The following is a 13,010-nucleotide window of genomic DNA, read 5'->3' on the forward strand; positions in this document are numbered from 1 at the left end:
ATTGCTTCCATTATTACTGCAAGAATGTCTTAAGGACTCCGCGCTCCAAGTGCAAAATACGATCACAGCGTTTAGCGCGCACCGGATCATGCGTCACAATCACAAAGGCAGTGCCTTGTTCGCGCGCAATCTCTAACATCAAATCAAATACTCCATCAGCTGTTTCTGTATCTAAGTTACCAGTAGGCTCATCTGCTAGAACGCAAGCAGGATTGCCGACTAAGGCTCTAGCCACTGCTACGCGCTGACGCTCTCCCCCAGATAACTCACCCGGGGTATGCAATTCACGCTTAGCTAAGCCTACAGCTTTGAGCATCTTGCTAGCATGCTCCATCGACTCTTCATTGCTCAAGCCACGAATACGCAATAACAATGCAACATTCTCTAATGTGCTGAACTCATCCAAGAGATGGTGAAATTGGTATATAAAGCCCAAGCTTTGATTACGCAATTGGTCTAATTTGGCTACCGATAATTGATTGATGTTGGCATCATTCAAGAAGACTGAACCAGCGCTTGGGGTATCAAGGCCGCCTAATAAATGCAGTAATGTGCTTTTGCCAGAACCTGATGAGCCCACAATAGCGACTTTCTCAGAAGGTGCCACATCCAAATCAACAGATTTAAGGACCTCTACTGCTGTAGCGCCCTGACCATAGGTCTTAGCCAAGCCTTTAGCAATCAACACATGCTTGATAGCCTTATTCATATCTCAAGGCCTCAGCAGGTTGGACCTTAGCAGCACGACGACTAGGGTACAAGGTAGCCAATACCGATAAACCAAAAGCCATCAACCCAACGGTCACTACATCACCTAAACGAACATCCGAGGGAAGTTCGCTAATAAAGTAAACCTCACGCGGCAAGAAGCGTACGCGGAAAATGGCTTCAATCGCAGGAACAATCACATCAATATTGAGCGCGATGAGTAAACCAAGACCAACGCCAGCCAAAGACCCCATCAAACCAATTGCCAAACCCTGTACCAAGAAGATTCGTTGGATTAAACCTGGGCTCGCACCCATCGTTCTGAGAATGGCAATATCGGCCTGCTTCTCATTAACGGTCATCACCAAAGTAGAAACTAAATTAAATGCAGCCACTGCAATAATTAAAGTCAAGATGATGAACATCATCTTCTTTTCTGTTTGAACTGCTGCAAACCAATTTCGATTGGAGCGGGACCAATCAGTAACCCATAAAGCTTTAGGAACTACAGCAGCTAACTCAGTGGCAACTTGAGGAGCACGCTGCATATCATCGACCTTAACGCGAAGACCTGATGGATCACGTAAGCGTAACAAGGCTGCAGCATCTTTCCAGTGCATGATGGCTAAAGAGCTATCGTATTCATAATGACCACTATCTACGATACCAACTACTTGCAACGTCCTCATCCGCGGCATTGCTCCAGCAGGCGTCAAATCACTCTCAGGCACAATCAAATTAATTCGGTCACCTAAGCGAGCACCAACCAAAGAGGCGAGCTGTGCACCTAATGCAACCCCAAAGCCACCCGGCTTGAGGTCATCAATACTGCCAGCAATAAATTGTTTTGGCAGATCAGAAACCTTACCTTCTTCACTCGGCAAGATTCCCCGAATAGCAACACCCCGCATCGAATTATCTCGTGCAAGCAATCCTTGTGAACTGACCATGGGTGCTACGCCAACCACATGAGGCTGTGTCGCGACTTTCAAAGCCAACGGCTCCCAATTTACCAATCCTTCAGGCGAAGTGATTTCTACATGAGAGAGAACAGAGAGCATGCGATCACGTACCTCTTTCTGAAAACCATTCATCACTGACAGCACCACAATTAGAGACGCAACGCCTAAAGCGATACCAGCAGTAGAAATACCAGAAATAAAGGATAGGAAGCCATCGCGCTTACCAACGGTCTTACGACGCTTGGAGCGGGTATAGCGTAAGCCAATTTCTAGCTCAATGGGGAGTCTCAACATAGCTACAGTTTAGACAATTACACAGGCAAACTGATGGAATACTTAAATGCCACCTAAAATCAGGGGAATGAGCTCAGACACCACCTTCCCTCAAAATGCCCAAAGCAATCTTCGGCGCTTTACCCTGTTGTTATCGGGGGAGGATACCTTAGATGAGCAAGGCAAGGAGGATCGGCCAATCAAAGGCTTGCCTCACGAACGCTTCTTACTTGGAGACTTGGTCCCTATTGCACCCGTTTTATTGATGAGCCAGTCATCTCAGGAAGTCAATCCCAATCAAGAAATTGCCTGCCTACAGCCCATTCATTTGCACGCTACACGGGACCATCTCATTTTGATGAGCCAGAATCAGATTGATCTGACTGAAACTGAATCGTCTCAACTTCTCAAAACTGCACTGCCCTTTATTGAGGAAGATTTTCAGAGCCCCATTTTGTTTCAAGACAAGCATTACTGGTTTATTCCTGCAGGTCCATTTGCCAGTTTGGCAAGCTATAGCGTTGATCAAGCGCATGGTCGCAATATTGACTGGTGGATGCCACGCGATACGCATGAAGCAGGTATCGCAAAACGTTGGCGCAAGTTACAAAATGAGATACAAATGCTCTGGCATATCGACACTGTCAGTGAAGAGCGCGAACAACGTGGCCTACTCAGTATTAACTCGTTATGGATCAGCGGTATTGGCAAACTCAACGATGTTCAAGCACCTGTGTCAATCACGCAGTCAAAGCAGTTATATGGTGAACACCCCTTGCTTACTGGTCTAGCGAAGTATTTAAGCATTCCCCACCATACCTCAGTTAGAAACGAAGTCTTGGCTGGAGCGTTTGCATGGTTAAAACAGCCAGAGACTATATGGCCCCAGTTAAACAAGGCATTGACTGATAAAGATCTGGATGAATTGCTTATCATTGATTTTCCAAATGGCAAAACGCGGGAACGCATCTTTACCGCAAGAGATCTTTACAAAAAATCTTGGGCCTTTTGGAAAAAAGCAGAACCTCTCTCCTGGAAAGAAATCATTTCTTCATGAGTCTTTTCTCCCAACGTCCTTTTTCTGAGCGCACCGCTACTTGGTTACAACAAAGTGGTTTGCATCCCCTGTTAGCGCGTTTATATGCTGCACGCGGTCTGGAGTCTCCAGATGAACTATCGCTGGAATTGAAAAATCTACTTTCTCCAACTGAGCTTAAGAATTGCATCAGCACCGCATCTTTGCTCGCAGATATTCTGGAGAAAAAAGAGTCCATGCTCATCGTTGCAGATTATGACTGCGATGGTGCCACGGCTTGTGCAGTGGGACTGCGCGGCTTGCGCATGCTAGGTGGCGTAGATACACCAATTCAGTTTCTAGTACCCAATCGCTTTACGATGGGTTACGGCTTAACGCCTGAAGTGGTTGAGCTTGCAGCACAACAAACTCCAAAGCCTAAATATCTCATTACGGTTGATAACGGTATTGCGAGCGAAGCGGGTGTAGATCGCGCCCGTGAACTCGGTATGGAAGTCATTGTGACTGATCACCATTTGCCCGGCGATCGATTACCAAAAGCCTTGGCGATTGTGAACCCCAATCAACCAGGCTGCACCTTTCCGAGCAAAGCACTTGCTGGCGTAGGCGTTATGTTTTATGTATTGGTAGCACTGCGTGCAGAGCTGCGTAAGCGTGGTAAGTTTACGAATGAGACTCAACCCAAAGTTGAAAATCTCTTAGATCTCGTTGCACTCGGAACTGTTGCAGACGTTGCTCAACTTGATCGCAATAATCGCGTCTTAGTTTCAAATGGTTTAAAGCGTATTCGTGCAGGCATCTCCCAGCCAGGTATACAAGCATTGTTTCAAGCAGCAGGACGTGATCCTCGCAAGGCCAATACTTTTGATCTAGGTTTTGCGATTGGGCCCAGGCTCAATGCGGCTGGACGTCTAGCGGACATGACTCTGGGTATTCGCCTACTGCTGACTGATAATACGGATGAGGCGATGACGCTTGCGCAAGAACTCGATCGCATCAATCGCGAACGCCGTGTGATTGAAACCGGCATGCAAGAAACAGCCCTTGCCCACCTCTCAGAGGAGCAACTCGCAGGAACCATCGCACAACGCACGAGTATTTGTTTATGGAATCCAGAATGGCACCAAGGTGTCGTCGGCATTGTAGCTTCCCGTTTAAAGGAACGTTTTAATCGCCCCGCGATTGTGTTTGCCCCAGATGGCAATACTGGTGAGGAGTTACGTGGCTCTGGAAGGTCATTGAGTGGCTTTCATTTAAGAGATGCGCTAGATATTGTTTCAAAACGTGAGCCTAGACTAATTCTCAAATTTGGTGGACATGCCATGGCGGCAGGTCTGACGATTCATAAAAATGATTTTGAGAAGTTTGATGCCTGCTTTCAGGAAGTTGCAAACAGCTTATTGAATGATGAAATCCTAGAGCGTCGCCACCCCCATGATGGCGCCCTACAGCCCTCAGAATTCACCCCCGAGATTAGTGATCTCTTAGCAGAAGAAATCTGGGGCCAAGGATTTCCACAGCCTGTTTTTTACGGAGACTTTGAAATTACACAGCAAAGTCTGATGAAAGAGAAGCATCTGCGTCTGATGGTGCGGCCATTAGGATCTGACCCAACTGAAGGCAAGTTGACGGCAAAACCATTGACAGCGGTTTGGTTTAACCGTACTCAAAGCTTGCCCGCCACAGCCAAGCTCGCTTACCGCCTAGTGACCGATCGCTATCAGGGTCAAGCCCGTATCCAACTGATGATTGAGGCCCACGACGAAAGTCCTGGTAGTTAAGCCAGCACCCAAGGGACAGATGTAATAACCCCCTTATAATTAGGGGATGGAAGCTGAACAACTTAACACTATTTCAAATACCTTATCCGATCTGCTCACCCGTGAGCAAGCTCTTCGGGGGTATCTTTGACTTCGAAGTAAAGTCACGTCGCCTTACTGAAGTCAACTCAATTCTGGAAGATCCCACCATTTGGGATGATCAAAAGAAAGCGCAAGCGCTGGGTAAAGAGAAAAAATTACTCGACGGCGTAGTTGCTACCCTCACTGATTTAAATACCAATATCACTGGTGCCATTGAATTATTTGATATGGCTAAGGAAGAAAGTGATTTTGAGACGATTGCAGCAATCGAGCAAGACGTTGAGAGTTACAGCAAGATCATTCATGATCTTGAATTCCGCCGCATGTTCCACAACGAGATGGACTCGTGCAATTGCTTTATTGATATCCAAGCAGGCGCTGGTGGTACCGAAGCTTGTGATTGGGCCAGCATGCTCTATCGCCAATATCTCAAGTACTGCGAACGCAAAGGTTATAAAACCGAAATTCTCGAAGAATCTGATGGTGACGTTGCCGGTATCAAGAGTGCGACGATCAAGGTGGATGGGGAATATGCCTACGGACACCTTCGCTCCGAGACTGGCGTGCATCGTTTAGTACGTAAGTCTCCGTTTGACTCTTCAAATGGACGTCACACTTCATTTGCTTCGATTTACGTCTACCCTGAAATTGATGATTCGATTGAGATTGATGTCAATTCTGCGGATATTCGGACTGATACCTACCGTGCCTCTGGTGCAGGTGGTCAGCACATTAATAAAACCGACTCGGCTGTACGCTTAACCCACATCCCAACAGGAATTGTGGTGCAGTGTCAGAACGATCGTAGTCAGCATCGTAACCGCGCCGAGGCCATGAGCATGCTCAAGTCTCGCCTTTACGAACACGAGATGCAAAAGCGCCGCGCTGAGCAAGATAAGCTAGAAGCGAGCAAAACGGATGTAGGCTGGGGTCATCAAATCCGCTCTTATGTTTTGGATCAAAGCCGCATTAAAGATTTACGAACTAACGTTGAGATCTCTAATACTCAAAAAGTATTGGACGGCGATCTTGATGCCTTTATTGAAGCTAGCCTGAAACAAGGTGTTTAATTACCCACGAATATGAACGATAAAACCAATCTACCAGTCACCGAAGCTGTTGATGAAAATCACATCATTGCAGAGCGCCGTGAAAAGCTCGCAAAGTTGCGTGAGAACGGTGTTGCCTTTCCGAATGACTTTGTTCCAACGCATTTAGCAGTTGATCTTCATGCTCACTATGACAGCCTGACTAAGGAAGAGCTAGCTGTCAAGAAGATTCATGTCAAAGTGGCTGGGCGCATGATTCTCAAGCGCGTGATGGGTAAAGCCAGCTTTGCTACTATTCAAGACCGTAGTGGACAGATTCAGTTCTACATCAATGATGAGCTCACTGGTGCAGATACTCATGGCGCCTTTAAACACTGGGATATGGGTGACTTTATCTCTGCAGAAGGCAATCTCTTTAAGACCAATAAGGGTGAACTCTCTGTCGAGTGCAGCAACCTGCGCTTACTCAGTAAATCCCTGCGCCCCCTACCAGATAAGTTTCACGGCCTCTCAGATCTAGAGACGAAATATCGTCAGCGCTATGTGGATTTAATTGTTAACCCTGAAAGCCGCAATACTTTCAAGGTGCGCAGCAATGCGATTGCATCACTCCGTCGCCATATGTTGGATGCTGACTTCATGGAGGTCGAAACACCCATGCTCCACCCAATTCCTGGTGGTGCAGCGGCAAAGCCTTTTATTACCCACCACAATGCACTCGACATGCAGATGTTCTTGCGCATTGCGCCTGAGCTTTACCTCAAGCGTCTAGTCGTTGGTGGTTTTGAGCGCGTCTTTGAAATCAACCGTAACTTCCGTAATGAAGGCGTCAGCCCACGTCACAATCCAGAATTTACGATGATGGAGTTCTACGCAGCCTATACCGATTACCGCTGGTTGATGGATTTTACAGAAGGCTTGATCCGTGCTGCAGCCATGGATGCACAAGGTACTGCCGTCTTGACCCACCAAGGTCGTGAGCTTGATTTAAGTAAGCCATTCCAACGCTTAACAATTAGTGAGGCAATCCTCAAGTATTGCGGTCAGTCTGGCAAGAACTACGAGGCTGCTCAACTAGATGATGCAGCATTCATTCGTGCTGAGTTGAAAAAAGGTGGTGAAAATCCTGATTCTCCAACATTGAAAAATGCTGGTATCGGCGCTTTGCAATTGGCCTTGTTTGAATTGGTTGCTGAGGAGCATCTTTGGGAGCCTACCTACATCATTGATTACCCAATTGAAGTCAGCCCACTAGCCAGAGAATCCGATACTCGCCCAGGTATTACTGAGCGCTTTGAGTTATTTATTACTGGTCGTGAAATTGCCAATGGCTTCTCTGAACTCAATGATGCAGAAGATCAAGCGAATCGCTTTCGCAAACAAGTAGAGCAAAAAGAAGCAGGTGACGAAGAAGCGATGTACTTTGATCATGACTTTATCCGAGCCCTTGAATACGGCATGCCTCCAACAGGTGGTTGCGGTATTGGTATTGACCGTCTAGTCATGCTCCTCACAGACGCACCAAACATTCGTGATGTCATTCTCTTTCCACACCTGCGTCGCGAAGAAGAGTAAGTCACAAAATCATCTTCAGTAATTTGAAGACATTAAAAAAGGCACCCTAAGGTGCCTTTTTATTGAAGCAGTATTTTTAATAAGATGACATCTCATTAAATTCATGCGCATCATGCTTTAGTACTTGTTGAGCAATTAATAAAATTCCTGCAAAGAAACTAAAACATACCAAGAGGGCAAAGGCATGATATTGGTTGAGACCGCTTTGATTTAAGAGCTCAAGATAAGCCTCACTTTGCAAAGCAAGATGAGTCGCCAGAACAAGCAAGGCAACCCCAGTGACCACTTGGGCGACAGCAAATAATGATTGCGTTATTTGTTTGCGAATATCTGCTGCACGATTTAAGTGAGCCAATGGAGTCTTGCCAATGATCTGTAAGTTATTCTGAGTGTGTGCCATGAAAGCCCCTTAATCTCTAATAATCTAGATCTTATGATCAGGGCTTATATTTGTAAAAGATGGACTTTTCATACCTTAACTACTTTTAGGTATATAGAGAACACAGTACATAGAAATTAAGTCCTTTTTTTGAACAAAGTGACTAATAAGACTAAGAAAAGCACTGAAAACCAAAATAAAGACCATTCCGGCACCTGAAGACCAAGAATGGCTGGAAGTTTTGCACTGCATAGTCCGTCGGCCTTAAATAACCAAGGAATGTCTTTTGAAAGCTGAAACTGATTAATCCAAATTTCCAATGGGTCAATCCCACAGGATGTTTCTGGATGAGATAAAAGCCATACTTGTCGCCCAGCCACTGAAACACCATATGCTGCCGATAGAAGAGCTAGGGCATGGAAGAGCTTTCGGAATGGGGCAATACCCACAGCCAAAAAACAAAAGATGGCGATAGCCAAATAACCGACTCTTTGCAAAATACATAAGGGGCAAGGTAAAAAGCTGACGCCTTGATAGCCGGACTGCTGCAAAATGACTGCAAAAATAACCAACCCAAGACTGAACAGGGAAATGTATAAATAGCGTACTGAACTCATAAAAGGATCATAGCTTGTTAGCGGACGGGTCGCGAAAGGCCAGCCTTATTACTAAAAATTGGACCGATATCACGACTTAGTCCTATTTATGCGCCAATTACCGTAAATCACACCATCAGGAATGTGATAATTACCCATTCTTTGAAACTCAGTCTTTTATTCACAAGCATTTATGGCCGCATACAACACAGAAACCGTTCTCACCGTTCACCACTGGAACGACACCCTATTTAGCTTTACTACTACTCGCAATAAAGGCTTGCGCTTTCGTAGCGGTCACTTCTTAATGATTGGTCTTGAGCTTGAAGGCAAGCCACTTGTTCGCGCATACAGCGTTGCAAGCCCTAATTACGAAGAGCATTTGGAGTTCTTAAGCATTAAGGTTCAAGATGGTCCATTGACATCACGTTTACAAAAGATAAAAGTTGGTGACCCTATCTTGGTAAGTGAAAAGTCTGTTGGCACCCTGGTATTGGATGACTTAAACCCAGGAAAACATCTCTACTTATTTAGCACTGGTACTGGTCTCGCTCCATTTATGAGCATCATTCGTGATCCAGAGACTTATGAGAAATTTGAAAAAGTTGTTTTGATTCATGGTGTGCGTCTAGTGAGCGAGCTTGCTTACGGCGACTATATTAAAAATGAACTCACTCAAGACGAATACCTTGGCGAACTCATTCGTGAGAAACTCATCTACTACCCAACTGTAACGCGTGAAGCATTCAAACATACCGGTCGCCTTACGACTGCAATTGAATCTGGCCAACTATTCAAAGATATTGGTCTGCCACCACTTGATCCTGCAGTAGATCGCGCAATGATTTGTGGCAGTCCATCCATGCTCAAAGAAACCTCAGAGATGCTTGATGCCAAAGGCTTCAAAGTCTCACCAAGTCTTGGCCAAATGGGTGACTACGTCTTCGAACGTGCATTCGTAGAGAAGTAATCAACGTTCTACTGAAATAAATCCATCTCTATTAGGCATTTTTACCAAAGGCAACGTCTTGGCATCCATCACTTGATCTTTTGTAATGATCTTGTTGAGAAACAAAATATAAGCTGTGGCTGCATACACTTGATCATCAGTTAAAGACTGGGGTGCTTGATGTGGCATGGCTCTTTTGACATAATCAAAAATAGTCGTTGAGTAAGGCCAAAAACTTCCTACAGTCTTTATGGGATTATTGGTATTTAAAGAACCTCCGCCCACAAGGCGATTGGCTGGTCCGCCTTGCCCTTGATCACCGTGACAAGATGCGCACTGTTGCTGATATAACTTTTCTCCAGCAATGGCAGTGCCTGAGCCAGGCGGCAAGCCTAGCCCACTTGGGCCAACATCTATATTCCACGCCCGAATTTGATTTTCAGAAATTGGCTTACCAAGACCTATCGGTCCGCTCGCTTGGTAACTGCTAGTACAGCCCAATAAAATACCAATCCAGGCTACGAGAAGACTTAAGTAGATGCATCTATTAGCGACCATTCGTAATCTCCCCGTTAGCAGCAACACGCCATGGTTGTATAGCGTTATTGTGATAGAAAGTGTTCACACTCTTGGCTTTAATCACACCATCCATTGTGGGTTGCATTTCACCACTTGAATCGACCGCCCGACTCATCAATGTTGCTGGTGCACCATCCCACACCCAAGGAAAACGAAAGCGCACCAAAGATTTGTCCATCACCGGCTCCTGCAGCACTGCCTCACCCCATGATTTGCCGCCATCCGTTGATACCTCAACCCGTCGAATCTTGCCATTACCAGACCAAGCAAAACCAGAGATTTCATAAAAGCCTTTAGATTTAAGCTTCATCATCCCTGAAGGCTGCGTAATAACAGATTTGACCTCCATGGCGAAAGTAAATTGCAGCGCCTTACCATCAGATCGCAGGTCGGTATAAGCAGAGGTTTCTTCGCGTGTTTGCCAAGGCTCAGTACCCAACTTAATTCTTCGTAGCCACTTAATACTCATATTGCCCTCATACCCAGGCAAAAATAATCGCAAAGGATAACCTTGCTCAGCCCGTAACATCTCACCATTTTGGGCATAGACTAATAAAGCATCATCCATCATCTTATTCATTGGAATACTACGAGTCATCGCAGCACCATCAGCACCCTCCGCTAAAGCCCACTTAGCTCCAGGCTGAATGCCGCATTCTTGCAAAATGGTTGATAAGCGAACGCCAGTCCACTCGCAACAAGAAACTAAGCCATGAATTTGCTGTACCGTTTGATTACTGGCTTTTTTGAGCTCAGCAGCACTATTGCCAGAACATTCTAAAAAATAAATCCTCGATTCAGAAGGAAAGCGAACGATATCGTCCATCGTAAAGACCATCGGACGATCTACCATTCCATGAATCACCAATTTATGTAGATCCGGATTGATATCAGGAACTCCTGCATGATGGCGCTCAAAGACAAGGCCATTTGGAGTAATGATCCCGTGTAAGCTCTGTAAAGGAGTTCTTGAGCCCGTGAGAAATGTTGGCGCTGGCGAAGGAAGAAGTCGCACAACATTCTTCTCATATTTTGAAGGCAAACCATAAGGCGGATTTACAAAAGTTGACCCCTGAGTTTTGGTCCAAGGATCAATCTCCAAGAAACTGCCTTCTGTGGTTTGAGCAAGAGCAGAATGGGTGCTCATTGCACTACCCACACTAGCTCCCGCAATGACTGATGATTTTAAAAAGTGTCGACGCTTAGAAAATTCATCCTTCTTAGACATGAATACTTTGCCTCCCTGATAGGTGCTGATGAGCTTATATTTTTTAAAGCATACCGCCAAAATACTCAGAGTTGCTATAACTTTTAACCCTAGGTTGCATACAAAATAAAGATGAGCCCAAAGGCAGCAATAAAGAGAGTTTCAACCACCAACATCAGTACAGGCTGCCAACCTAGCTGAGCCAGTTCTTGGAAATTGGTTTTTAATCCCGCTGCAGCAATAGCAATCACCAACATCCAACGTGATAAAGCACCAATTTGATGAGTAATCGAAGTTGGCAAAATTTGCATTGAGGCCACAATAGATAGTGCAACAAAACCCAATAAAAATGTGGGAATTAATCGTAAGCTACCCCACCCTAAATTATTGGTGGCTTTCTGCGCACCAAAGAAAATTGAGATCACCAAAACCACAGGGAGCAGTAGAGCCACTCTAAATAACTTAACCACAGTAGCCACGTCCCCCGCCTCAGGACCAAACAGCATCCCTGCAGCAACTACTTGAGCCACATCATGAATGGTGGCGCCAATAAAAATTCCTGCTGAAAGGGCGCCAATATCGAGCATCTGTAATGCAAAAGGATATGTCACCATCGCAATCGTTGATAACACCGTCACACCAACAACAACCAGTAAAGTAAATTGCTCGTTTTCTTTTGATTTGGGCAGCACTGAAGCAACTGCAAGGGCAGCAGAGGCACCACAAATTCCAACTGATCCACCGGCTATCAATCCAAAATCTGGAGATAGCTTTAAAAACTTGGCAAGCAAAAAGCCGAGATAAACCGTTGATGCAACAGCCAGAATTACCATGAAGCCAGTATTCATGCCAATCGCACTAATATCTGCAAAGGTAATTCGGATTCCCAAAAATGCTACACCTAAGCGTAGTACAGTCTTTGCGCAAAAGTCTATGCCTGGTTTTACCGCCTCATTTAGATACAGAAAATGGAGCGAAAGACCCAACAACAAAGCATACAAAAGTTGAGGCCCACCATAATTTTCAGAAAGAAAGCTAGTGGACATAGCTATTACCAAACAGATTAATATCCCCGGTAAATTACGCTTACTAGTGCTGTACATGCAGGGCTATACCACTAACTCACTAAAGTATTCATGTTGACTGGTGTTCAGTGTTGAGACTCGCCATTCCAAGGGCTCGTCCTGAATCCCAAGTGCAACCCTTCTAATCATCAGGACTGGTGCATCCGGCTTTAAGCCGAGCCATTCTGCATGCTGCTTACTGGCAAGGCCTGCCCTTAAACGCTCACTACTGCGGACTACGGTTTGCCCGTATTTCATTTGATATAACTGATAGATGCTACCTTCGCGATTTATGTAATCGGTTCGTGTGAGCTTTTGAAAGCGCTTTTTATCTAGTGTAATCTGATCAATCATCACACATTTATCGTCTAGATAAAGGCAATTCACGAGACGCCATACATCTGCACCTTCTTTAATCTGGAGCTTACTAGCCTCTTCCTTGTTTGCAACAGCGCTGATCAAAGAAATCAAATCAACCCTTGGGTTAACCTTTTTGTCGGCATCATGTTTTACAACATGGAAAAAGTAATAGAGCAAACGCTTGAGATCATGCTCAGCAACATAGGTGCCCCTGCCTTGGCGACGAACCACAATACCTTCAGCAACTAACTCGTCTACCGCTTTGCGCAGGGTTCCTATAGATACGTCTAATTCTTTTGATAAATCCTTTTCGGCAGGCAGAGCTTGCCCCATCGGATAACGACCCCTGACCAGATCATCGGTGATCTTTTGCTTTACCTCTTGATAAGCGGTCAGGGATTTCATACTTTA

Annotated in this window: 13 protein-coding genes; 5 read left to right on the top strand and 8 right to left on the bottom strand. The window is 45.3% G+C overall.

All coding sequences use genetic code 11. The annotated features are described in order from the left end of the window. Positions 1–13: 13 nt before the first annotated feature. Together ICN35_RS03500 and ICN35_RS03505 are read right to left on the bottom strand one after the other, a co-directional pair. On the bottom strand, positions 14–709 hold the full coding sequence (locus ICN35_RS03500; protein WP_216124340.1) for an ABC transporter ATP-binding protein: 696 nt from the start codon (positions 707–709) through the stop codon (positions 14–16). Further along, a complete protein-coding gene (locus ICN35_RS03505; protein ID WP_216124343.1) occupies positions 702–1,964 on the bottom strand; it encodes a lipoprotein-releasing ABC transporter permease subunit in 1,263 nt (420 codons plus the stop codon). Before ICN35_RS03505 ends, ICN35_RS03500 begins: the two co-directional genes overlap by 8 nt. 67 nt (positions 1,965–2,031) lie before the next feature. On the opposite strand from ICN35_RS03505, the gene ICN35_RS03510 reads away from it, so the two are divergent. From ICN35_RS03510 to lysS, 4 genes are all read left to right on the top strand, one after another. Further along, positions 2,032–3,000 carry a hypothetical protein gene (locus ICN35_RS03510; protein WP_255535694.1) on the top strand — a complete coding sequence of 323 codons (969 nt, stop codon included), beginning with the start codon at positions 2,032–2,034 and terminating at the stop codon, positions 2,998–3,000. After that, complete coding sequence (recJ, locus tag ICN35_RS03515) at positions 2,997–4,760, top strand: single-stranded-DNA-specific exonuclease RecJ (RefSeq protein WP_216124345.1); 1,764 nt, start codon at positions 2,997–2,999, stop codon at positions 4,758–4,760. Before ICN35_RS03510 ends, recJ begins: the two co-directional genes overlap by 4 nt. A gap of 46 nt (positions 4,761–4,806) precedes the next feature. Beyond that, positions 4,807–5,911, top strand: a protein-coding gene (prfB, locus tag ICN35_RS03520; RefSeq protein WP_216124346.1) for a peptide chain release factor 2 whose coding sequence is annotated in 2 segments (ribosomal slippage) — positions 4,807–4,878 and positions 4,880–5,911 — 1,104 coding nt in all. Because the reading frame shifts where the segments join, the coding sequence is not laid out codon by codon here. A gap of 12 nt (positions 5,912–5,923) precedes the next feature. Next, positions 5,924–7,465 carry a lysine--tRNA ligase gene (lysS, locus tag ICN35_RS03525; protein ID WP_216124347.1) on the top strand — a complete coding sequence of 514 codons (1,542 nt, stop codon included), beginning with the start codon at positions 5,924–5,926 and terminating at the stop codon, positions 7,463–7,465. A 76-nt stretch (positions 7,466–7,541) separates the two neighbouring features. Here lysS and ICN35_RS03530 read toward each other — a convergent pair whose 3' ends face one another. Both ICN35_RS03530 and ICN35_RS03535 read right to left on the bottom strand, forming a co-directional pair. After that, positions 7,542–7,865, bottom strand: a complete 324-nt coding sequence (locus ICN35_RS03530) for a hypothetical protein (protein WP_216124348.1) — start codon at positions 7,863–7,865, stop codon at positions 7,542–7,544. A 116-nt stretch (positions 7,866–7,981) separates the two neighbouring features. Beyond that, positions 7,982–8,461 (bottom strand): disulfide bond formation protein B, encoded by a 480-nt coding sequence (locus ICN35_RS03535; RefSeq protein WP_216124349.1) that lies wholly within the window; start codon positions 8,459–8,461, stop codon positions 7,982–7,984. 172 nt (positions 8,462–8,633) lie between these two features. On the opposite strand from ICN35_RS03535, the gene ICN35_RS03540 reads away from it, so the two are divergent. Beyond that, positions 8,634–9,410: a ferredoxin--NADP reductase gene (locus ICN35_RS03540; RefSeq protein WP_216124351.1), complete on the top strand. Its 777-nt coding sequence runs from the start codon at positions 8,634–8,636 to the stop codon at positions 9,408–9,410. Here the strand turns inward: ICN35_RS03540 and ICN35_RS03545 are convergent, their stop codons facing one another. The 4 genes from ICN35_RS03545 to ICN35_RS03560 all read right to left on the bottom strand — a co-directional run bounded on the left by ICN35_RS03545 (position 9,411) and on the right by ICN35_RS03560 (position 13,004). Beyond that, positions 9,411–9,947: a c-type cytochrome gene (locus tag ICN35_RS03545; protein WP_216124353.1), complete on the bottom strand. Its 537-nt coding sequence runs from the start codon at positions 9,945–9,947 to the stop codon at positions 9,411–9,413. It abuts the gene before it with no gap. After that, positions 9,937–11,196, bottom strand: a complete 1,260-nt coding sequence (gene soxC, locus ICN35_RS03550; protein WP_216124357.1) for a sulfite dehydrogenase — start codon at positions 11,194–11,196, stop codon at positions 9,937–9,939. The genes ICN35_RS03545 and soxC overlap by 11 nt, the downstream gene beginning before the upstream one ends. 89 nt (positions 11,197–11,285) lie before the next feature. Beyond that, on the bottom strand, positions 11,286–12,278 hold the full coding sequence (locus ICN35_RS03555; RefSeq protein WP_215296491.1) for a YeiH family protein: 993 nt from the start codon (positions 12,276–12,278) through the stop codon (positions 11,286–11,288). A gap of 6 nt (positions 12,279–12,284) precedes the next feature. Continuing rightward, the gene (locus ICN35_RS03560; RefSeq protein WP_215296490.1) at positions 12,285–13,004 is read right to left on the bottom strand and encodes a GntR family transcriptional regulator; all 720 of its coding nucleotides are present in this window, start codon (positions 13,002–13,004) and stop codon (positions 12,285–12,287) included. Between the last annotated feature and the right edge of the window lie 6 nt (positions 13,005–13,010).

Origin of the sequence: Polynucleobacter sp. es-GGE-1, from assembly GCF_018882005.1 — a bacterium.
In the GTDB taxonomy this organism is placed as follows: domain Bacteria; phylum Pseudomonadota; class Gammaproteobacteria; order Burkholderiales; family Burkholderiaceae; genus Polynucleobacter.